Origin of the sequence: Pseudomonas sp. Y5-11, assembly GCF_022368695.1 — a bacterium.
GTDB classification, from domain to species: Bacteria; Pseudomonadota; Gammaproteobacteria; order Pseudomonadales; family Pseudomonadaceae; genus Aquipseudomonas; species Aquipseudomonas parakoreensis.
Map to the genome: position 1 here is coordinate 1,675,954 of NZ_CP058974.1, position 20,951 is coordinate 1,696,904.

At 60.6% G+C, this 20,951-nt stretch carries 17 protein-coding genes; 5 read left to right on the plus strand and 12 right to left on the minus strand.

All coding sequences use genetic code 11. From position 1 onward, the window contains the following. The first annotated feature begins 90 nt into the window (after positions 1–90). Positions 91–822 carry a helix-turn-helix transcriptional regulator gene (locus tag HXW87_RS07385; protein ID WP_041067961.1) on the plus strand — a complete coding sequence of 244 codons (732 nt, stop codon included), beginning with the start codon at positions 91–93 and terminating at the stop codon, positions 820–822. Between the two features lie 129 nt (positions 823–951). Further along, on the plus strand, positions 952–2,331 hold the full coding sequence (locus HXW87_RS07390) for an MFS transporter (protein ID WP_041067958.1): 1,380 nt from the start codon (positions 952–954) through the stop codon (positions 2,329–2,331). Between the two features lie 109 nt (positions 2,332–2,440). Here HXW87_RS07390 and HXW87_RS07395 read toward each other — a convergent pair whose 3' ends face one another. The 3 genes from HXW87_RS07395 to HXW87_RS07405 form a co-directional block, all read right to left on the minus strand. After that, the gene (locus HXW87_RS07395; protein ID WP_047291090.1) at positions 2,441–3,394 is read right to left on the minus strand and encodes an adenosine deaminase; all 954 of its coding nucleotides are present in this window, start codon (positions 3,392–3,394) and stop codon (positions 2,441–2,443) included. An 82-nt stretch (positions 3,395–3,476) separates the two neighbouring features. After that, positions 3,477–4,442 (minus strand): 2-oxoglutarate and iron-dependent oxygenase domain-containing protein, encoded by a 966-nt coding sequence (locus tag HXW87_RS07400; protein WP_239778670.1) that lies wholly within the window; start codon positions 4,440–4,442, stop codon positions 3,477–3,479. Between the two features lie 143 nt (positions 4,443–4,585). Further along, positions 4,586–5,659 (minus strand): BMP family ABC transporter substrate-binding protein, encoded by a 1,074-nt coding sequence (locus HXW87_RS07405; protein WP_239778671.1) that lies wholly within the window; start codon positions 5,657–5,659, stop codon positions 4,586–4,588. Between the two features lie 372 nt (positions 5,660–6,031). On the opposite strand from HXW87_RS07405, the gene HXW87_RS07410 reads away from it, so the two are divergent. Next, complete coding sequence (locus HXW87_RS07410) at positions 6,032–7,123, plus strand: calcium:proton antiporter (protein ID WP_239778672.1); 1,092 nt, start codon at positions 6,032–6,034, stop codon at positions 7,121–7,123. Positions 7,124–7,233: 110 nt separating this feature from the next. Here the strand turns inward: HXW87_RS07410 and HXW87_RS07415 are convergent, their stop codons facing one another. From HXW87_RS07415 to HXW87_RS07455, 9 genes are all read right to left on the minus strand, one after another. After that, entirely contained in the window at positions 7,234–8,592 is a 1,359-nt protein-coding gene (locus tag HXW87_RS07415; RefSeq protein ID WP_047291094.1) for an 8-oxoguanine deaminase, read from the minus strand. Between the two features lie 199 nt (positions 8,593–8,791). After that, a complete protein-coding gene (locus HXW87_RS07420) occupies positions 8,792–9,478 on the minus strand; it encodes an SDR family oxidoreductase (RefSeq protein WP_095667619.1) in 687 nt (228 codons plus the stop codon). A gap of 248 nt (positions 9,479–9,726) precedes the next feature. Next, complete coding sequence (locus tag HXW87_RS07425) at positions 9,727–10,653, minus strand: ABC transporter permease (RefSeq protein WP_121183573.1); 927 nt, start codon at positions 10,651–10,653, stop codon at positions 9,727–9,729. Continuing rightward, a complete protein-coding gene (locus HXW87_RS07430; protein WP_239778673.1) occupies positions 10,653–11,759 on the minus strand; it encodes an ABC transporter permease in 1,107 nt (368 codons plus the stop codon). The genes HXW87_RS07425 and HXW87_RS07430 overlap by 1 nt, the downstream gene beginning before the upstream one ends. A 14-nt stretch (positions 11,760–11,773) precedes the next feature. Next, positions 11,774–13,321 (minus strand): ABC transporter ATP-binding protein, encoded by a 1,548-nt coding sequence (locus HXW87_RS07435; RefSeq protein ID WP_239778674.1) that lies wholly within the window; start codon positions 13,319–13,321, stop codon positions 11,774–11,776. 605 nt (positions 13,322–13,926) lie between these two features. Beyond that, positions 13,927–14,508 (minus strand): YigZ family protein, encoded by a 582-nt coding sequence (locus HXW87_RS07440; protein ID WP_239778675.1) that lies wholly within the window; start codon positions 14,506–14,508, stop codon positions 13,927–13,929. Positions 14,509–14,515: 7 nt separating this feature from the next. Continuing rightward, positions 14,516–15,166 (minus strand): TetR/AcrR family transcriptional regulator, encoded by a 651-nt coding sequence (locus tag HXW87_RS07445; RefSeq protein WP_047291099.1) that lies wholly within the window; start codon positions 15,164–15,166, stop codon positions 14,516–14,518. An 87-nt stretch (positions 15,167–15,253) separates the two neighbouring features. Beyond that, positions 15,254–16,642, minus strand: coding sequence for a nucleobase:cation symporter-2 family protein (locus HXW87_RS07450; RefSeq protein WP_239778676.1), 1,389 nt, complete (start codon positions 16,640–16,642; stop codon positions 15,254–15,256). Positions 16,643–16,806: 164 nt separating this feature from the next. Further along, positions 16,807–17,727, minus strand: a complete 921-nt coding sequence (locus HXW87_RS07455; protein WP_239778677.1) for a LysR family transcriptional regulator — start codon at positions 17,725–17,727, stop codon at positions 16,807–16,809. Between the two features lie 139 nt (positions 17,728–17,866). On the opposite strand from HXW87_RS07455, the gene HXW87_RS07460 reads away from it, so the two are divergent. After that, on the plus strand, positions 17,867–19,216 hold the full coding sequence (locus HXW87_RS07460; protein ID WP_041067922.1) for an aspartate aminotransferase family protein: 1,350 nt from the start codon (positions 17,867–17,869) through the stop codon (positions 19,214–19,216). A 74-nt stretch (positions 19,217–19,290) separates the two neighbouring features. Further along, positions 19,291–20,784 (plus strand): CoA-acylating methylmalonate-semialdehyde dehydrogenase, encoded by a 1,494-nt coding sequence (locus tag HXW87_RS07465; protein WP_041067919.1) that lies wholly within the window; start codon positions 19,291–19,293, stop codon positions 20,782–20,784. Positions 20,785–20,951 lie beyond the last annotated feature (167 nt).

Consider the following 20,951-nt stretch of genomic DNA (forward strand, 5'->3'; position numbering starts at 1 on the left):
CATGGCGTTTTACCCGTCTTGGCCGACGACACATTACTGGTCAAGATGTCTTCGAGCAGTAGACGATACGATTCAACAGGGAGTGAATACATGGAACATGCACCTTGCATCAGCCAGATCGCCACGCTGCTGGCCGACCCCAAGCGCAGCGCGATGATGTGGGCGTTGATGGATGGCTCGGCCCGCCAGACCGAGGAGCTGGCGCTGCTGGCAGGGCTGTCGCCGTCGTCGGCCAGTGCGCATCTGGGGCGTTTGTCCGCGGGTGGCCTGTTGAAAGTCGAGGTCCGTGGACGCAAGCGCTTCTTCCGCCTGGCGGCTCCGGAAATCGCAGCCGCCATTGAAGCCCTGGCCAGTGCCACGATTGCCAGTGCGCCGCGGGACGTCCCTCACGTATTCAAACGCTCGACGCCGATCAACAATCCACGAACCGCGCCGTCCTCGCTGCTGCGTGCGCGCTTTTGCGACGATCATTTGGGCGGCACGCTGGCCGCCGATCTGTACCAGCGTTTGCTCGACGCCGGTTGGATCGAACAGATCGAGCAGCGGGTCGTGGTGACGCTCAAAGGCTCGACGCAGCTGGCGAATCGCGGGGTGTTCATTCAGGCCCTGGCTCATCGCAAGGCCCAGGTGGCGTGTGCCTGTCCGGACTGGAGCGAACGCCGTCCGCATCTGGGCGGTTCACTGGGCGCCGCGTTGCTGCAATTGTTCATGCAGTCCGGCTGGCTGGTGCTGCCCAAGGATTCTCGCGCATTGCAAGTCACGCCGGCCGGACAGCGGGAAATCCACTGTTTCGCCAAGGAAGTCGAGCTGGAACTGGCGTAATAGAGCATTCGCCGGTCAACACTTCGGGGCTTGCGTCGTCTGTGACTGCGAACAGGTCGTATCCAGAAAAAGCGTTGAGGCGTTATCGCGCACACTCGGTCCGCACACTTCGTGGATGGGGGATGAGGTATGGATACGCGAAACTTCAGCGCGGCAGAACGCCTGGAACGGCTGCCGCTCAGCGGTTATCACCGGGTCATTTTCATCATCATCGCCTTGGCGTTCTTTTTCGATTCCATGGACCTGGCCATGATGACGTTCCTGCTCGGCTCGATCAAAAGCGAGTTTGGCCTGAGCAGTGCACAAGCCGGCCTGCTCGCCAGTTCGAGTTTTTTCGGGATGGTGCTGGGGGCATCGCTGTCGGGCATGCTCGCCGACCGCTTCGGGCGCAAACCGGTGTTTCAGTGGAGCATCGTGCTGTGGGGCGTGGCCAGTTATCTGTGTTCGACCGCACAAACGGTCGAGAGCCTGACGCTGTTCCGCATCCTGCTGGGGATCGGCATGGGCATGGAGTTTCCCATTGCGCAGTCGATGCTCTCGGAGCTGATCCCGGCGCAACGGCGCGGTCGCTACATCGCATTGATGGACGGTTTCTGGCCATTGGGTTTTGTCGCTGCCGGCGTACTGTCTTACTTCCTGCTGCCGTTGATTGGCTGGCGCGACATCTTCCTGGTGTTGGCGGTACCGGCGGTGTTTGTGCTGGCGATCCGTTTTTTCATTCCCGAATCACCGCGCTGGCTGGAGCAGGCCGGACGTCACGCAGCGGCGGACAAGGTCCTCGGCGCCATCGAGGCACGGGTGCGCACGTCTCTTGGCGTTGCAACATTGCCTGAGCCGGTGCGCCTGCCAAGGACAGTGACGCCCCCGGGCAACTTCTTCTCGGCCCTGCAGCAGATCTGGTCGCCGCAATACCGCCAGCGCACGACGATGATCTGGAGCCTGTGGTTTTTCGCCTTGCTCGGTTTTTACGGACTGACGTCGTGGCTCAGTGCCTTGTTGCAGCAGTCGGGTTTCGCCGTGACCCAGTCGGTGTATTACACCGTGCTGATTTCACTGGGCGGGATTCCCGGGTTTCTGATGGCGGCGTGGCTGGTGGAGCGATGGGGGCGTAAACCGGTGTGCATCGTCACTCTGCTGGGCGGCGGGGTGATGGCATTCATCTACGGCCAAAGTGCGGTGTTTGGGGGCAATGTCGCGCTGTTGATCGGCTCGGGATTGTTGATGCAGTTTTTCCTGTTCGGCATGTGGGCGGTGCTCTACACCTACACGCCGGAGTTGTACCCGACTTCGGCGCGCGCCACAGGTTCGGGCTTTGCCTCAGCGATTGGGCGTGTCGGTTCCCTGCTCGGGCCGCTGGTGACCGGATTGGTGTTCCCGATTACCGGGCAGGGCGGGGTATTTGCGCTGGGGGCGCTGTGCTTTGCGATTGCGGCGGGGGTGGTGTGGCTGTTCGGGATGGAGACGCGGGGCAAGACGCTGGAAGAGCTTACAGAGTCGACACCGGTGTAAATGTGGGAGCGAGCCTGCTCGCGAAAGCCGAGTGTCAGACAACTCAAACTTTGACTGACATGAAGCCTTCGCGAGCAGGCTCGCTCCCACATCGGTTATGCGGTGTTGCTTACGGTTTTACCAGGCGCGCATCCAGGCTGTTCTGCGCCAGGCGCTTGGCCTGATCCTGGGTCATGCCCAAGTGTTCGTGCAGCGCGTGGAAGTTCTCGGTGACGTAACCGCCGAAGTACGCCGGGTCATCCGAGTTGACGGTGACCTTCACTCCACGCTCGAGCATGTCGAGGATGTTGTGCTTCGACATGTGATCGAACACGCAGAGTTTGGTGTTCGACAGCGGGCACACGGTCAGCGGGATCTGCTCGTCGATGATCCGCTGCATCAGGCGTTCGTCTTCGATGGCGCGTACGCCATGGTCGATACGCTGGATTTTCAGCAGGTCGATGGCTTCCCAGATGTACTCGGGCGGGCCTTCTTCACCGGCGTGGGCGACGGTCAGGAAGCCTTCGTGGCGGGCGCGGTCGAACACGCGCTGGAACTTGCTTGGCGGGTGACCCATCTCCGAGCTGTCGAGGCCGACGGCGACAAACGCATCACGGAACGGCAGCGCCTGATCCAGCGTTTTCTGTGCTTCGTCTTCGCTCAGGTGGCGCAGGAAGCTCAGGATCAAACCGCTGGTGATGCCCAGTTGCTGTTCGCCATCCTTGAGTGCCGCGGCGATGCCGTTGAGCACCACTTCGAACGGGATGCCCCGGTCGGTGTGGGTCTGCGGGTCGAAGAACGGTTCGGTGTGAATCACGTTCTGCGCTTTGCAGCGCAGCAGGTAGGCCCAGGTCAGGTCGTAAAAATCCTGCGAGGTGCGCAGCACGTCGGCGCCCTGGTAATACAGGTCGAGGAATTCCTGCAGGTTGTTGAAGGCGTAAGCCTTGCGCAGGGTTTCGACATCGCTCCACGGCAGGGCGATCTTGTTACGTTCGGCCAGGGCGAACAGCAGCTCGGGCTCCAGCGAGCCTTCCAGATGCAGGTGCAGTTCAGCCTTGGGCAGGGCGTTGAGCCAATCGTACATATGCTTTTCTCATCAGGTGCAGATGGCGGCCATTCTACAGATGCGCGCCGAAACAATTGGCAAAACCTGACCAAGCGATCCATCAGACCGCTTGCGGCTCGCGACGATAGGCGTAGGTATCGGCGAAGCGCGACAGCAGGAATTCGGCACAGGTGGTGGTCGGATATTTCGCCGGATGCTGTGCGTCCTGGCAACCGGGAAGGCATTCGATGCGGGTGTCCGGGTGCGGCTCGGCGAAGAACGGCATCGAATAGCGATCCACTCCCAGCGGACTGATCACCCGGTGCGGGGTCGAGCGATAACGGTCATTGCTCCAGCGCGCCATCATGTCGCCGAGGTTGACCACGAAGGTGCCGTCAATCGGTGGCGCGTCGATCCATTCACCGTTGATGTTCTTCACTTGCAGGCCGCCGGCGCTGTCTTGGTAGAGCAGGGTGATGCAGCCGTAATCGGTGTGCGCGCCGGCGCCTTGCTGTTCGGCGCTGCTGGCGGTGTGGCGTGGTGGGTAGTGGATCATCCGCAGTACGCTGACCGGCTCAACGAAGCGCGAGTCGAAGAAGTCGCGTTCGATCCCCAGCGCAATCGTCATCGCCCGCAGCAGGGTTTGCGCGAGGGCCTGCATGTCGAGGTAATGCTGCTCCATCAGCGCTTCCCAGCCCGCTTGCGCCGGATGGCGATTCGGCCCGCGCAGCGGTTTTTCCGCGAGCACGTCGGGATGATCCGCCGGCAAGTGCAGGCCCATGTCGAAGGTTTCCTTGAGGTCGCTGGGTTTGTCCGGGTCGAGTTGTTCGGTGGCGATGGCGCCGTAGCCGCGATGGTGGCGGGTCTGGGTGATGTCGATCCGCAGTTTTTCTTCTGCCGGTTGCGCAAAAAAACGCTGGGCGTGGTCGAGCAGCGAGTCGATGCGCTGCGCGGAAATCGGGTGGCCCTTGATGTAGAAAAAGCCCCATTCGCGGCAGGCCTGGTCGATCTGTGCGGCGACGGCGGGCCAGGCGTTTTGGTCGGTGGAATAGAGCGGGCTGATGTCGATGACCGGAAGCTGATCCATACACAATCCTTGAGAACGCTGAAGATCAAATGTGGGAGCTGGCTTGCCAGCGATAGCGGTCTGACAGGCAACAATGATGTTGAATGTGAGGACCCCATCGCTGGCAAGCCAGCTCCCACGGGGACGATGCAAGTTTGAAGAGATTACTTCGGCATCTCGGCCTTCATGCCTTCAACGTAGTAGTTCATCGACGCCAGTTCGGCATTGGTTGCGCTCACCCCGGCAGGGATTTTCTCCACGCCGGCCTGATCCTTGATCGGCCCGGTGAACGGTTGCAGCGCACCGCTCTTGATGTCGGCGATGATCTGTTCGGCCTCGGCTTTCACCGGTGCCGGCACCAGCTCGCTGATCGGCAGTTCAACCGTGCCTTCTTTCAGCCCGCCCCAGTAATCCTGGGATTTCCAGCTGTGGTCGATCACACTTTGGGTCGCTTGAATGTAATGCGGCGCCCAGTCATTGACGATCGAAGTCAGCACCGCTTTCGGGCCGAAATGCGCCATGTCCGAGGCGTAACCCACAGCGTACACGCCACGCCGTTCAGCGGCCTGGATCGGCGCCGGGCTGTCGGTGTGCTGGAACACCACGTCCACGCCCTGATCGATCAGCGCGTTGGCGGCATCGGCTTCCTTGCCCGGGTCAAACCACGAGTTGACCCACACCACTTTGATTTCAGTGCCGGGGTTGTACTTGTTCAGAGCCAGTTGGATCGCGTTGATGTCGCGGATCACTTCTGGAATCGGGAACGAGGCGACGTAGCCGATTTTCTTGGTCTTGGTCATTTTCGCCGCGAGGAAGCCGCCGACATAACGCCCCTCGTAGGTGCGCGCCAGATAGGTGCCGAGGTTCTTGTCCTGCTTGTAGCCGGTGGCGTGTTCGAAGGTCACTTTGGGAAACTGTTTGGCGACTTTCAGCGTCGGGTTCATGTAGCCGAACGAGGTGGTGAAGATCAGGTCGTAGTTGTCCTTGGCCATGTTGCGGATCACCCGCTCGGCGTCGGCGCCCTCGGCCACGTTCTCGACGTAATTGGTGGTGATCTGCGCGCCGAATTTCTCCGCCAGCGCCTTGCGTCCCTGTTCATGCTGATACGTCCAGCCGTGGTCGCCGATCGGGCCGATGTAGACGAAACCGACCTTCAGCGGATCGGCAGCGCTGGCGCTCAGGCTGATCCCCAGACCGATGGCGGCGCACAGCAGTTTGTGCAGCGGACGTATTTGCATGAATTCGAACTCCATTTTGTTGTGTGTGGTCAGGGGCAATGCAAATTGCTGACCAAAAGGACAACAAAGCAAAAGATCGCAGCCTGCGGCAGCTCCTACAGGGGAATGGGAAACCTGTAGGAGCTGCCGCAGGCTGCGATCTTTTCAGCGCCGGAACCAACGCAGTGCAAGTCAGCGGATTCACGCTATCGGCTGGTGCGCTAAGNGGAAACCTGTAGGAGCTGCCGCAGGCTGCGATCTTTTCAGCGCCGGAACCAACGCAGTGCAAGTCAGCGGATTCACGCTATCGGCTGGTGCGCTAAGGTGTAACGAAACGTTAGCGCCGCGCCGCAGTCAGTAGCTCATTCGAACCTCTCGGCAAAAAGGCCCGCCATGCTCACGATTTTCAAGCAAGAAAGCTTTCTGCTGCTGGCGGTGATTGCCGCGTGCATCGCCTATCCGCTGGAACACTGGATGCTCCATAGCGGCCAAATCGTCGCGCTGATCTGCGGTCTGGTGCTGATCGCCTTCATCGTCGCGGCTTCGATGCGCGTTGCCCATCATGCCGAACTGCTCGCCGAAAAAGTCGGCGACCCCTACGGCACGATGATCCTGACCCTCGCTGCGGTGCTGGTGGAAGTGGTGATCCTGGCGATCATGATGAGCAACGAGGCGTCCGCCACGCTGGTGCGTGACACGATCTATTCGGCGGTGATGCTCGACATCAACGGCATCCTTGGCCTCGCCGCGCTGATGGGCGGACTCAAGCATGGCGAGCAGTCGTACAACGATGATTCGGCACGCAGCTACAGCGTGATGATCCTCACCGCCATGGGCGTGTCGATGGTGGTGCCGGAGTTTATTCCGGCAGCCAACTGGAAAATTTATTCAGCGTTCACCATCGGTGCGATGGTGGTGCTTTACGCGTTGTTCCTGCGCATGCAGGTCGGCCCGCACAGTTACTTTTTCAGCTACAGCTACCCGGATAAACGCCGCAAGAAAGAACCGGTGGAAAATGAACCGAAACCGCTGAGCCTGGCGTGGTCGGTCGGCATTCTGGTGTTCGGCGTGGTGGTGATCGGCGCACTGGCCGAAGTGATGTCCAAGACCCTTGATCTGGGCCTGGAAGGCACGGGCGCACCGCCGGTGATCACGGCGATTCTGGTGGCGGCGATTTCCGCCGCGCCGGAAATTCTGACGGCGTTGCGTGCCGCGTTGGCCAATCGCATGCAGTCGGTGGTGAACATTGCGATGGGCGCGTCACTGTCGACGGTGATTTTGACCGTGCCGGTGATGGAGGCGATGGCGCTGTACACCGGCCAGCCGTTTCAAATGGCGATGACCCCGGTGCAGACGGTGATGATCTTTATCACGCTGATCGTCAGTGCGATCAACCTGAATGACGGCGAGACCAATGCCATCGAAGGCATGACCCACTTTGTGCTGTTTGCGACGTTTATCATGCTGTCGCTGTTGGGTCTCTAAGCCCACCACAAATCCGGTGTAGGAGCTGCCGCAGGCTGCGATCTTTTGAACTTGTTTTCTAAATCAAAAGATCGCAGCCTGCGGCAGCTCCTACAGGGTTCTTTATTGGATCAGGTCCCGGCGATCAACTGCCGAGCCGCCTGGCTGTGATCGGCGATCAGGCCTTTCAGATCCAGCCCTTCAACCTGGCCATCAATCACCCGCCACTGGCCACCAATCATCACCCGATCGGCACGATCGGCACCGCACAGCAACAGCGCCGAAATCGGATCATGGCTCCCCGAGAAACGCAGCTCATCGAGCTTGAACAACGCCAGGTCCGCCTGCTTGCCCACCGCCAGTTCACCAATGTCGGTACGCCCCAACAGGCTCGCCGAGCCTTTGGTTGCCCAGCCGAGCACGCGTTCCGGGGTGATCTTCTCGGCGCCGTAACGCAGACGCTGGATGTACAACGCCTGCCGCGCTTCGAGGATCATGTTCGACGCATCGTTGGAGGCCGAACCGTCCACACCCAGACCGAACAGCGCACCGGCATCGGTCAGATCGATGCTCGGGCAGATGCCGGAGGCCAGGCGCATGTTCGAACTCGGACAATGGCAGATACCGGTGCCGGCCTGGCCGAGGCGGGCGATTTCGTCCGGGTTGAAGTGGATGCCGTGGGCCAGCCAGGTGCGCGGGCCGAGCCAGCCGACGCTGTCCAGATAATCCACGGTGCGCAGGCCGAAACGCTGCAGGCAGAAATCTTCCTCGTCGAGGGTTTCGGCCAGATGGGTGTGCAGGCGTACATCGAGTTTGTCCGCCAGTTCGGCGCTGGCCGACATGATTTCCGGGGTCACCGAAAACGGCGAGCAAGGCGCCAGAGCGATCTGGATTTGTGCACCGTCGCCGCGCTCGTGGTACTCGTGAATCAGGCGCTGACTGTCGTCGAGAATCACCTGACCTTCCTGCACGGTCTGCTGCGGTGGCAGGCCGCCGTCCTTCTCGCCGAGGCTCATCGAACCGCGCGTGAGCATGGCGCGCATGCCCAGTTCACGCACGGTGTCGACTTGCACGTCGATGGCGTTTTCCAGACCGTCCGGGAACAGGTAATGATGGTCGGCGGCGGTGGTGCAACCCGACAGCAGCAATTCAGCCAAAGCCACTTTCGTCGCGAGGGCGAGTTTTTCCGGGGTCAGCCGCGCCCACACCGGATACAGGGTTTTCAACCACGGGAACAATGGCTGATTGACCACCGGCGCCCAGGCGCGAGTCAGGGTTTGATAGAAGTGGTGATGGGTGTTGATCAGGCCCGGCAGGATCACATGCTCGCGGGCATCGAACACTTCAGTGCACGGCGCGGACGGTTGCTGACCGGCTGCCAGCACTTCGACGATCACGCCGTCTTGCAGCACCAGACCGCCACGGGCATCGAGCGCGTTGGCTGTGAATATGGCGAGGGGATTTTTTAACCAGGTACGGGTCGCAGGCATTGTGGCCGGCTCCTCTGAAAGTGGGGTTCAGGGTTGCCAGCTCAGTGTTGCCCTGTCTGCTGATCCAGGGTCGCCGCGATGGACGAGCTGCGCAGTTTCAAACAAATCGCGACAGCGGGCAAGCCCAACCCGACAAGCCAACACATCACCCTCTGTAGGAGCTGCCGAAGGCTGCTCCTACAGGTGGTTTTCAGTGCGCTTACCAGGGAATGGTTTCGCCCTTGTAGTTGATGAAGTAATGCCCACCCTTGCCGGTATAAGCATTCACCTGATCAATCAGCCCACGGGTGCTGGTCTCGACATCCAGGTCAGCACCTTCACCGCCCATGTCCGTCTTTACCCAGCCCGGATGCAGCGACAGCACGGTGAGTTTCTGCTCGCCCAACTGGGTGACAAAACTATTGGTCATGGAGTTCAGCGCAGCCTTGCTGGCCTTGTACAGCGCCAGCTCCGGCGCGTCCGGTACGGTCACGCTGCCCAGACCGGAACTCATGAACGCCAGCACGCCGCTGCCATCGCGGATTTGCCCGACGAAGCGTTGCGCGAGGTTGATCGGCGCCACGGCGTTGGTGAAGAACAACTGGCCGACTTCAGCCAGGGTCGCGCCGCCCGGGGTTTGCACTTCCGGGCCTTTGACCCCGGCGTTGACGAACAGCAGGTCGAAAGTCTCGCCCTTGAGCTGTTGGCTCAGGGCGATCACCGCTTGCTGATCGTCCATGTCGAGTTTCTCGATCCGCACCTTGCCCAGCGCTTGCAACGCCTCGGCCTTTTGCGGATTGCGCACGGTGGCGGTCACTTGCCAGCCGTCGGCCAGCAGGGTTTTCACCAGCCCGAGGCCCAAGCCGCGGGAGGCGCCGATGATCAGTGCGTGTTTTGCCTGGGACATGACGGAATTCCTTGAAAGTTACGGTTCACGGATTCAATGGACACGCCTGACCGAGTCGTTGTTGCAACGCTCGTCGCAGCACATCGAACCGGCTCTCAATAGAGCTGTTGACCCCGGAGCATACTCCAGGCTTTAGCGTGTTTGCCTCTCAAATTCGCAGGCCGCTCAGCGGTGCTCGCACATCATGTAGACAACACCGCCGCTGTGGGAGCTGGCTTGCCAGCGATGAGGCCAGTGACATCACCACCCTAATGCCCGGCCTGCCACGGTTGCCCCAATGACACCGGCGCATACAACCGAGTCCGCACCGCATCGCGCGACAACAGCACCAACACCACAATCGTCGCCACATACGGCAGCATCGCCAGCAGACTCGACGGAATCGCCAGCCCCAAGCCCTGCGCCACCAGGTGCAGGATGCTGGCGAGTCCGAACAGATAAGCCCCGAGCAACAGCCGCCACACGCGCCAACTGGCAAACACCACCAGCGCCAAGGCGATCCAGCCGCGTCCGGCGGTCATGTTCTCGGCCCACATCGGCGTGTAAGCCAGGGACAGATAGGCTCCGGCCAGACCGGCCATCGCCCCGCCAAACAGCACCGCCAGCGTGCGCACGGTCAGTACCGGCAGGCCCATCGCACTGGCCGCGTCCGGGTTCTCGCCGACTGCCTGAATGATCAAGCCGACACGGCTTTTGATGATCACCCACGCCACCAGCGCAAACAGCGCGAACGACAGATACACCAGCAGATCCTGGGCAAACAGCATGCGGCCGATCAGCGGAATCTCACTCAAGTACGGAATCGCCAACGGTTCGAATCCAGCCAGTGGCTTGCCGACCCATGCTGCGCCAACGAAGGTCGACAGGCCCACACCGAAGATCGTCAGCGCCAGCCCGGTCGCCACCTGATTGGCATTGAACACCAGCGCCACCAAGGCAAACAGCGACGACAGCAGCACCCCGGCAAGCATCGCCAACAACACGCCGAGCCACAGGTTGCCGCTGTTGAGGGCGACGATAAAACCGATCACCGCGCCAAACAGCATCATCCCTTCCTGGCCGAGGTTGAGCACGCCGCTCTTCTCGCAGATCAGCTCACCCAGCGCCACCAACAACAGTGGCGTGCCGCAGCGCACCATGGCGTAGAAAATATTGCTCAGCAGATCGATATCCATCACAGCGCTCCGGCGGTTACGGCGGTGGTCGAGGTGCGCCGTGCCCAGCGCAGTTTCAGGCGTGGCCGATAGAGAATCAGCACGTCGCAGGCCAGCAGGAAAAACAGCATCATTCCCTGAAACAATTGGGTGATGGCTTGCGGCAGGTTGAGGGTCATTTGCGCGCTTTCGCCGCCGATGTACAGCAGCGCCATCAGCAGGCTTGAGAACAGAATCCCGATCGGATTCAGCCGGCCGAGAAACGCCACGGTGATTGCTGCATAGCCATAGCCCGGCGAGACTTGCGGCACCAATTGCCCAATCGGCCCGGTCACTTCGCAGACCCCGGCCAGCCCGGCCAAACCGCCGCTGATCAACAGCGCGAGCCAGATCAGGCGTTTCTCGCGAAAGCCGACAAACCCCGCCGCACGTTTATCCAGACCGAGCACTTTGATCTGAAAACCGACGAAGCTTTTCTGCAACAACACCCACACCGCGACCAGCGCAAGCAAAGCGAAATACACCCCGGCATGAACCCGACCATCCTCCATCAGAAGTGGCAGGCGACTGGCGTCGCCGAACATCGCCGACTCGGGAAAGTTGTAGCCGGCCGGATCCTTCAGCGGCCCGTGCACGCAGAACAGCAACAGGTTCAGTGCGATGTAGTTGAGCATGATGCTGGTGAGGATTTCGTTGGCGTTGAAACGCGTGCGCAACCACGCCGTCAGCCCGGCCCAGGCGGCACCGGCGAAAGTGCCGGTGAGCAGGATCAGCACCAGTGCCCAATGGCTGTGCATATCGATGATATTCACCGCCAACGCACTGCCGGCGAGCGCGCCGAACAGCAACTGACCTTCAGCGCCGATGTTCCAGATCCGTGCTTGATACGCCACGGCCAGACCGAGTGCGCAAAGCAGGATCGGCAGCGCCTTGACCAACAGTTCGGAGACGCCATACAGGTCGCTGATCGGCGCGATCAACAGCGTGTGCAGGGTTTGCAGCGGGTCATGGCCGAGGGCAATGAACAGCAGCGAGCCGCAACCCAATGTCAGCAGCGCCGCCAGCAACGGTGAGCACCACAGCATCAGGCGCGATTGCTGGCCACGGGGTTCGAGGGAAAGCAACATAGGGGGAAACTCCGTCAAAGCGTGGCCGATGAAGGCGCGTCGTTGAATTGCCCGGCCATCCAGCCGCCGACGTCACTCAGCAGGCTGTCGGTGGTGTTTCGCAGCGGTGACAGACGCCCCGCGCACAGGGCGCCGAGGCGGTCGCTGATCTGGAACAGTTCGTCGAGGTCTTCGGAAATCACCAGAATCGCCGCGCCGGCATCGCGCAGGGCAATCAGCGCGCGGTGAATGGTCGCGGCGGCGCCCACGTCCACGCCCCAGGTCGGGTGCGCGGCGATCAGCAGTTTCGGTTGCTGGAGGATTTCCCGGCCAAGAATGAATTTCTGCAAATTGCCGCCGGAGAGACTGCGCGCGGCGGTCTGGCTATCGGGCGTTTTCACCCCGAAGCGCTGAATGATCTGTTGGGCGAGGGTTTCGACTTTGCCGCGCTTGATCAAACCGTTGCTGACCAGCCCTTGTTGAAAAGCCGTGAGCAAGGCGTTGTCGGCCAGGCTCATTTCCGGCACCGCGCCATGGCCCAGGCGTTCTGCCGGGACGAACGCCAGTCCGAGCTGGCGCCGCGCATCCGGGCGCAAAGTGCCGACCGCTTGTCCGGCAAAACAAATCGATGTCGCGCTGTCGCGGGGCAGGGTTTGCTCGCCGCTGAGCAGCGCCAGCAATTCATCCTGGCCATTGCCCGCGACCCCGGCAATACCGACGATTTCGCCGCTGCGTACTTGCAGGCTGATGTCGTTCAACGAGCAGCCGAACGGATCGGGGTTGTGCCAGCTCAAGCCGTTGACCTGCAAGTACGCCGCGCCACCGCTGACCTTCGGATATTCGCCGATCAGTGCCGCCGCTTCGCCGACCATCATTTGCGCCAACTGCTGATCCGAGCATTCGGCCGGTACGCAATGCCCGGCGACCCGCCCGCCGCGCAAAACCGTGGCGCTATGGCACAGCGCGCGCACTTCCGCGAGTTTGTGGCTGATAAACAGGATGCTGCAGCCCTCGGCGGCGAGACGGCGCAGGGTGATGAACAATTCCTCGGCCTCTTGCGGCGTCAGCACCGACGTCGGCTCGTCGAGAATCAGCAAGCGAATGTCCTGCATCAGGCAACGAATGATCTCCACCCGTTGCCGCTCGCCGATAGACAGGCTGTGGACAAGTCGCTCCGGCTCCAGCGCCATGCCGTAGCGGCGCGATACGTCGGCAATTGTCGGCTCCAGTTGTTTCGGCGTGCCGGCCGTGGCGCCCATTGCCAAGGCAATGTTCTGCGCGACGCTGAGGGTTTCGAACAGCGAGAAATGCTGGAACACCATGCCGATCCCCAACTGCCGGGCCTGCGCCGGATTGCGAATATTCACCCGCTGACCTTGCCAGAGCATTTCGCCGGCATCGGCCTGGGTCACGCCGTAGATGATCTTCATCAGCGTGCTTTTGCCCGCGCCGTTCTCACCGAGCAGGGCGTGGATTTCTCCGGGCGCGATGCTCAGGTCGATGGCGTCATTGGCCAGACAACCGGGGTAGCGTTTGCTGATCTGGCGCAGTTGCAGGCGCGGCGTTGAATCTGGGCTTGGCATGACAGGCTCGACTGGCTTGGAGTTGTGCCTGTGGATAAAGCAATTTCCTGGCCATTGAGTCAGGAACCTTGGCGGCCCTCGTACGGCAACGGTTGCTGTAGAGCGTCGAAGGGCAAATGTTCGGGAGGAACGGCACCATTTGAGAGCAAAGCCGTTGATCAGGCTCCAGTTTTGCCCGTAGGCAACTGATCAAAAAACGAGCAAATGCGTGGGGCCTATGCAGACCCTGCGACTGCGCCAGCCATGAACGGGTTATCCACAGGTTGCTCCACAGTATTTGTGTGCAATTGGGAATCCTTGGCATAAGCGCAGCGGTGCTATCTTCCATTGGTGATAAACAGCGCTAACTATTTGTTTTTAGGCGGGATTAGTCTTTTTCCTGGTGGAGTGGACGAAAAATGAGCAAATCGCGCAAAGCCACGTGACAGAAGGGTTACAGCGGAATGTACTCAGGTTATCCACAGTCGGGTGCACAGCGGATGTGGGCAACTCCGTGGAATAAGCAGATTGTCGGCTGCCCTAAAAGATCGCAGCCTTCGGCAGCTGCTACAGGGAAGCGCTAAATCCTGTGTAGGAGCTGCCGAAGGCTGCGACCTTTTGCTCATCTAACGTTGCAGCACAATCCGCCCACGACTCAAATCCGCCAACTGCGTTTGCAGCAACTCGATCTGCGCCTCACCCACTGCCAACTGCAACTCAACACCATTGGCAGTGAAGTTTTCTTCCACGACCAAACCACCCAGATCCACCACCCGCAGCTTCACCAGCGCCAGCTCGGCAAAGCCGCAGGCACAGCTGAGCGGCACACGGCTGATCAACTCGACTTTCGCCGCCGCTTGCAGACACTTGTTCGCGCCGCCGCCATAGGCCCGGGCCAAACCGCCAGTGCCCAGTTGAATGCCGCCATACCAGCGGATCACCAGCACCGCGACCTGATCGCAATCCTGCGCCTCAATGGCTGCCAGAATCGGCCGTCCGGCAGTGCCGCCGGGTTCGCCATCGTCGTTGCTGCGGTATTGCGCACCGAGTTTCCACGCCCAGCAGTTATGCGAGGCATTCAGGTCGCTGTGTTGTTCGAAGAACGCCTGCGCGTCAGCGGGGCTGGCGATCGGCGCGGCGAAGGTGATGAAGCGGCTCTTGCGAATCTCTTCGCGGTACTCGCAAAAACCGCTGAGGGTGAAAGGCATAAACGTCTTAAACAGTCGGGGTGAGGCCGCAGCCTTTGAGAATGATGCGGATCAGGTTGTTGCCGGCGTCTTCCATGTCCTGCTTGGTCAACTTGCTGCGACCGCTGACGCGACAGATCTGCGTGGCGAAGTCGGCGTAATGCTGGGTGCTGCCCCACAGCAGGAAAATCAGGTGCACCGGATCCACCGGGTCCATTTTGCCCGCATCGATCCACGCCTGAAACACGGCCGCGCGCCCCTGAAACCAGGCGCGGTAATCCTGGTTGAAATACTCGGTCAGGCATTCGCCACCGCTGATCACTTCCATCGCAAAGATGCGCGAGGCCTGCGGCTGACGGCGGGAGAATTCCATCTTGGCGCGAATATAGCGGGTCAGCGCTTCGGCTGGATCGTCATCGGCGGTCAGGGTATTGAAGGTGCTGTCCCACAGCTCGATGATGTTGCTCAGCACCGCCACGTACAACCCAAGCTTGTTGGTGAAGTAGTAATGCAGGTTTGCCTTGGGCAGCCCGGCATTCTGCGCAATGGTGTTCATGCTGGTGCCTTTGTACCCGTGACGGGCGAACTCGTCTTCGGCGGCTTTGAGGATGGTCTCTTCGTTCTTCTGACGAATGCGGCTGGCGGGTTTGCCGCCATGGGCTGGGACTTCAAAGGTCATAGGCACTTCCGGTTTGTCTGTGGGTGCAACCAGTTGCGTTGATAACGCACCCACAGGCATCCGACAAGTCCTGATGCAATAAAACCGTTACGCCTGTTCGATCTTGTTCAACGATGCGCCGGATTCTACGGTCGAGGTTTTCGCCTCCGGCAGCAACAGGCAGAGGATGATCGCGGTCAGGCCACCGCTGGTAATTGCCGAGTCGAACAGGTTCTGCACCAGTTTCGGCAACAGGTGCAGCAGGTTTGGTTGTGCGGCAATGCCCAGGCCGACGCCGAGCGAGGTGGCGATGATCAGCATGCTGCGGCGGTCCAGCGGCGATTGCGCGAGGATCCGCACCCCGGCCGCCGCCACGCTGCCGAACATCACCAGGGTGGCGCCACCAAGCACCGGTTTCGGGATCTGCTGCAGCACCGCGCCGATCATGGGGAACAGGCCGAGACAAAACAGAATCGCGCCGATGTACAGCCCGACATAGCGGCTGGCCACGCCGGTCAACTGAATCACGCCGTTGTTCTGCGCGAACGTAGTGTTGGGGAAGGCGCTGAAGGTGGCGGCGATCATGCAGCTCACGCCGTCGCCGAGTACGCCGCCGCGCAAACGGCTTATATAAGAAGGGCCGCTGATCGGCTGACGGGCGAGCATGCAATTGGCCGTGAGGTCACCGACGGTTTCGATGGTGCTGATCAGATAAATCAGCGCGACCGGCAGGAACGCCGTCCAGTCGAAGCTGAATCCGAACTTGAATGGCGTAGGAAGGCTGACCAGCGGCAAGTCAGGCAATGCCTGCGGAACCAGTTTCCCGCTGAACCACGCGGCCAGACTGCCGAGCAGCAGTCCGATGATGATTGCCGACAGCCGCACCCACGGTGTGTTCGAGCGGTTGAGCAGAATGATCGTCAGCAACACAAACACGCCCAGCGCGAGATTGCCCGGTGCACCGAAGTCCGGTGCATTGAAACCACCGCCCAGATCGGTGATGCCGACCTTGATCAGGCTGATGCCGATCAGAGTAATGACGATCCCGGTCACCAGCGGCGTGACAACCCGGCGCAACTGACCGATGAAACGGCTGAGGACGATCTGCACCACGGCGCCGAAAAAGCACACGCCGAAAATCATCGCCAGAATGTCTTCCGGGCTGCCGCCGCGCTGCTTGACCAGAAATCCGGCCGACAGCACTGCGCCGAGGAAGGCGAAGCTGGTGCCCTGCAAACAGATCATCCCGGCGCCGATGCCGAACGGCCGCCGCGCTTGAATAAAGGTGCCGACCCCGGAAACCATCAACGCCATGCTGATGAGATACGGCAAGTGCGCGGTCAAGCCGAGAGCCGAGCCGATCACCAGCGGCGGGGTGATGATGCCGACGAAACTGGCGAGCACGTGTTGCAGGGCGGCGAGGATAGCTGCCGGTGGTTTTGGGCGGTCATCGAGGCCGTAGATCAGGTCGCTGGACGGTTCAGAATCTGGCTGCATGGATTTGGCTTCTTGTTCAGGGATCGAGTTCACCCTTCACTGCAAAAACCTGTCCACTTGCTCAGCTTTCTGCGTGTACACCTTCCAATGCAGGAGCTGCCGAAGGCTGCGATCCTTTGATCTCGCTGTTCGAGGCCGCAGCGATTGATCCTGGATTTACATTTTCAACGCGTCGCCGCCAGGCTCTCCAGAAAGCTCTCCAGCACCAAATGAGGGCGCCGCCCCTTGCGCGTGACCGATGCGAGGCTCAAGTCATAAAAACGCGTCGTCGATTTCAGCGCACGCAAGCGCCCTTGCTGCACCCACAGACTGGCGTAGTGATCCGGCAGATAACCGATATAACGCCCGGTCAGAATCAGAAACGCCATGCCCTCACGGTCGGAAGCGCTGGCGGTGCAATTTAACGCCTGGTAATGCGCCTGAATCTCCGTCGGCAAACGGAACGTTGGCGCAATCGCGTCCTGACTGTTCAGGCGTTCGTCATCCAGTTGCTTGTCATCGACATAAAACAGCGGATGACCCACCGCGCAGTAAAGCAGCGAGCGCTCGCTGTACAACGGTTGATACTCCAGCCCCGACAGCGCACTGGCCTGCGGCACCACGCCGACATGCAGGCGGCCGTCGAGCACGCCTTGTTCGACTTCGTTGGGGGCGATCATGCGGATCTGGATCTGCACGTCCGGCCCGCGCTCCTTCAATTGAGCGAGGGCATGGGTGATGCGCATGTGGGGCAGGGTGACGAGGTTGTCGGTCAGGCCGATGATCAGTTCGCCGCGCAGGTGCTGGTGCAATCCATTGACCTCGGTGCGGAAACTTTCCAGCGCACTTAATAGTTGCAGCGCCGATTGATAAACCTCGCGGCCCTCTTCGGTCAACGAGAATCCGGCGCGGCCACGTTGGCACAGACGCAGGCCGAGACGCTGTTCCAGATCGCTCATTTGCTGGCTGATCGCCGAGCGCCCGATGCCGAGCACGGTTTCCGCTGCCGAGAAGCCGCCGCACTCCACTACGCTGCGGAAAATCCGCAGCAGGCGAATATCAAAATCACTGACCTGGGCCAGCGGATCGGGGCGACGACTGCTCATGCTGTTGTTCTCATTGTTTAGCAAGTTTCTAACTGAAGGTTAGAAAAGTTGAATTTCACCGACTTTATCCGCGTGGCAACTTAGCTGCAACAACGCTTTTTTATCTCCCTGATGCTTATGCCCTGCGAGGTTTTGCCCGATGAACATGCCTGAAAATGCGCCGTCGCCACTGGCCAGCCAACTGAAGCTGGACGCGCACTGGATGCCGTACACCGCCAACCGCAACTTCCAGCGCGATCCGCGTCTGATCGTGGGTGCCGAAGGCAGCTGGCTGTTCGATGACAAGGGCCGCAAGATCTACGATTCGCTTTCCGGTCTGTGGACCTGCGGCGCCGGGCATACCCGCAAGGAAATCCAGGAAGCGGTCGCCAAGCAACTGGGCACCCTCGATTACTCGCCGGGCTTCCAGTACGGCCATCCGCTGTCATTCCAACTGGCGGAAAAAATCACTGATCTGACCCCGGGCAACCTGAACCACGTGTTCTTCACCGACTCCGGCTCCGAGTGTGCCGACACCGCGGTGAAAATGGTCCGTGCCTACTGGCGTCTGAAAGGTCAGTCGACCAAGACCAAAATGATCGGCCGTGCCCGCGGTTATCACGGCGTGAACATCGCCGGCACCAGCCTCGGCGGCGTCAACGGCAACCGCAAACTGTTCGGTCAGGCGATGATGGATGTAGATCACCTGCCGCACACGCTGCTGGCCAGCAACGCATTTTCCCGTGGCATGCCGGAGCAGGGCGGTATCGCTCTGGCCGATGAGCTGCTGAAGTTGATCGAACTGCACGACGCTTCGAACATCGCGGCGGTCTTCGTTGAGCCAATGGCCGGTTCCGCTGGCGTACTGGTTCCACCGCAGGGTTACCTGAAGCGTCTGCGCGAGATCTGCGATCAGCACAACATCCTGCTGGTGTTCGACGAAGTGATCACCGGTTTCGGCCGTACCGGTTCGATGTTCGGTGCCGAGAGCTTTGGCGTGACCCCGGACCTGATGTGTATCGCCAAGCAAGTCACCAACGGCGCGATCCCGATGGGCGCGGTGATTGCCAGCTCCGAGATCTACCAGACCTTCATGAATCAGCCGACTCCGGAATACGCGGTGGAATTCCCCCACGGCTACACCTACTCGGCCCACCCGGTGGCGTGCGCCGCTGGCCTGGCGGCACTCGACCTGCTGCAAAAGGAAAACCTCGTGCAGAGCGTGGCCGAAGTCGCGCCACATTTCGAAAATGCCCTGCACGGCCTGAAAGGTTCGAAGAACGTCATCGATATCCGTAACTACGGCCTGGCCGGTGCGATCCAGATCGCGGCTCGTGACGGCGACGCCATCGTGCGTCCGTTCGAAGCCGGTATGGCCCTGTGGAAAGCCGGGTTCTACGTACGCTTCGGCGGCGACACCCTGCAGTTCGGCCCAACCTTCAACAGCAAGCCGCAAGACCTTGATCGTCTGTTCGACGCGGTTGGCGAAGTGCTGAACAAGCTCGACTGATTTTCCCTCTATATATACCTGCGAATAACAGGCGCCCATGCGGGCGTCTGTACACAAGAATTCAGGAGTTTTCGATGAGCGTTATCCCGCATTTGATCAATGGCGAACTGGTGACCGAGAACGGTCGCGCGGTTGATGTGTTCAACCCGTCCACCGGTCAGGCGATCCACAAGCTGCCATTGGCCACCCGCGAAACCATTCAACACGCGATCGACGCCGCCAAGGCTGCGTTCCCGGCATGGCGCAACACCCCGCCGGCCAAACGTGCCCAGGTGATGTTCCGCTTCAAGCAACTGCTGGAGCAGAACGAAGCGCGTATCTCGCAATTGATCAGCGAAGAACACGGCAAGACCCTCGAAGACGCCGCCGGTGAACTGAAGCGCGGTATCGAGAACGTCGAGTTCGCCTGCGCCGCCCCGGAAATCCTCAAGGGCGAGTACAGCCGCAACGTCGGCCCGAACATTGACGCCTGGTCGGACTTCCAGCCGCTGGGTGTGGTTGCCGGTATCACGCCGTTCAACTTTCCGGCGATGGTCCCGCTGTGGATGTACCCGCTGGCGATCGTCTGCGGTAACTGCTTCATCCTCAAACCGTCCGAGCGTGACCCGAGCTCGACGCTGCTGATCGCCCAACTGCTGCTGGAAGCCGGCCTGCCGAAAGGCGTGCTGAGCGTGGTGCATGGCGACAAGACTGCAGTGGACGCGCTGATCGAAGCGCCAGAGGTCAAGGCTCTGAGCTTTGTCGGTTCGACGCCGATTGCCGAATACATCTACGCCGAAGGTACCAAGCGCGGCAAGCGTGTTCAGGCGCTGGGCGGGGCGAAGAACCACGCGGTATTGATGCCGGACGCGGATCTGGACAACGCAGTCAGCGCATTGATGGGCGCGGCTTACGGTTCGTGCGGTGAGCGCTGCATGGCGATTTCAGTCGCGGTGTGTGTCGGCGATCAGGTGGCGGATGCGCTGGTGGCAAAACTGGTTCCACAGATCAAGGCGCTGAAAATCGGTGCCGGCACTTCGTGTGGGCTGGACATGGGGCCACTGGTGACCGGTCAGGCGCGGGACAAGGTCAGCGGCTATGTCGATGACGGCGTAGCAGCGGGCGCGACCCTAGTGGTCGACGGTCGCGGCTTGAGCATTCCAGGTAACGAAGAGGGCTTCTTCCTCGGCGGCTGCCTGTTCGACAACGTCACCCCTGAAATGCGCATCTATAAGGAAGAGATCTTCGGACCCGTGTTGTGCGTGGTTCGCGTGAACAGCCTGGAAGAGGCGATGAAGCTGATCAACGATCACGAATACGGTAATGGCACCTGCATCTTCACCCGTGACGGTGAAGCGGCGCGTCTGTTCTGTGACGAGATTGAAGTCGGCATGGTCGGCGTCAACGTACCACTGCCGGTACCGGTGGCTTACCACAGCTTCGGTGGCTGGAAGCGTTCGCTGTTCGGCGACCTTCATGCTTATGGCCCGGACGGTGTGCGCTTCTACACCCGTCGCAAGGCCATCACCCAGCGCTGGCCGCAGCGTGCGAGCCATGAAGCTTCGCAATTCGCTTTCCCTAGCCTGTAAGTAGAAGGGAATGACGAAGGCCGACCCTTGAGGTCGGCCTTCGTGTTTTCGGGTGTTTTTGAGCGATATGACAGAAATATGAAAAAAGCGGTTGACGGCAGATTCTGGAGGTCTATAATTCGCCCCACTTCCGGCGCAGTCGAAACGGAAAACTCCTTGAGATTCAA

What these genes read in the sequence shown, in the direction of transcription:
- HXW87_RS07385 (WP_041067961.1), top strand. Translation starts at nt 91, where the DNA reads ATGGAACATGCACCTTGCATCAGCCAGATCGCCACGCTGCTGGCCGAC.
- HXW87_RS07390 (WP_041067958.1), top strand. Translation starts at nt 952, where the DNA reads ATGGATACGCGAAACTTCAGCGCGGCAGAACGCCTGGAACGGCTGCCG.
- HXW87_RS07395 (WP_047291090.1), bottom strand. Translation starts at nt 3,394, where the DNA reads ATGTACGATTGGCTCAACGCCCTGCCCAAGGCTGAACTGCACCTGCAT.
- HXW87_RS07400 (WP_239778670.1), bottom strand. Translation starts at nt 4,442, where the DNA reads ATGGATCAGCTTCCGGTCATCGACATCAGCCCGCTCTATTCCACCGAC.
- HXW87_RS07405 (WP_239778671.1), bottom strand. Translation starts at nt 5,659, where the DNA reads ATGCAAATACGTCCGCTGCACAAACTGCTGTGCGCCGCCATCGGTCTG.
- HXW87_RS07410 (WP_239778672.1), top strand. Translation starts at nt 6,032, where the DNA reads ATGCTCACGATTTTCAAGCAAGAAAGCTTTCTGCTGCTGGCGGTGATT.
- HXW87_RS07415 (WP_047291094.1), bottom strand. Translation starts at nt 8,592, where the DNA reads ATGCCTGCGACCCGTACCTGGTTAAAAAATCCCCTCGCCATATTCACA.
- HXW87_RS07420 (WP_095667619.1), bottom strand. Translation starts at nt 9,478, where the DNA reads ATGTCCCAGGCAAAACACGCACTGATCATCGGCGCCTCCCGCGGCTTG.
- HXW87_RS07425 (WP_121183573.1), bottom strand. Translation starts at nt 10,653, where the DNA reads ATGGATATCGATCTGCTGAGCAATATTTTCTACGCCATGGTGCGCTGC.
- HXW87_RS07430 (WP_239778673.1), bottom strand. Translation starts at nt 11,759, where the DNA reads ATGTTGCTTTCCCTCGAACCCCGTGGCCAGCAATCGCGCCTGATGCTG.
- HXW87_RS07435 (WP_239778674.1), bottom strand. Translation starts at nt 13,321, where the DNA reads ATGCCAAGCCCAGATTCAACGCCGCGCCTGCAACTGCGCCAGATCAGC.
- HXW87_RS07440 (WP_239778675.1), bottom strand. Translation starts at nt 14,508, where the DNA reads ATGCCTTTCACCCTCAGCGGTTTTTGCGAGTACCGCGAAGAGATTCGC.
- HXW87_RS07445 (WP_047291099.1), bottom strand. Translation starts at nt 15,166, where the DNA reads ATGACCTTTGAAGTCCCAGCCCATGGCGGCAAACCCGCCAGCCGCATT.
- HXW87_RS07450 (WP_239778676.1), bottom strand. Translation starts at nt 16,642, where the DNA reads ATGCAGCCAGATTCTGAACCGTCCAGCGACCTGATCTACGGCCTCGAT.
- HXW87_RS07455 (WP_239778677.1), bottom strand. Translation starts at nt 17,727, where the DNA reads ATGAGCAGTCGTCGCCCCGATCCGCTGGCCCAGGTCAGTGATTTTGAT.
- HXW87_RS07460 (WP_041067922.1), top strand. Translation starts at nt 17,867, where the DNA reads ATGAACATGCCTGAAAATGCGCCGTCGCCACTGGCCAGCCAACTGAAG.
- HXW87_RS07465 (WP_041067919.1), top strand. Translation starts at nt 19,291, where the DNA reads ATGAGCGTTATCCCGCATTTGATCAATGGCGAACTGGTGACCGAGAAC.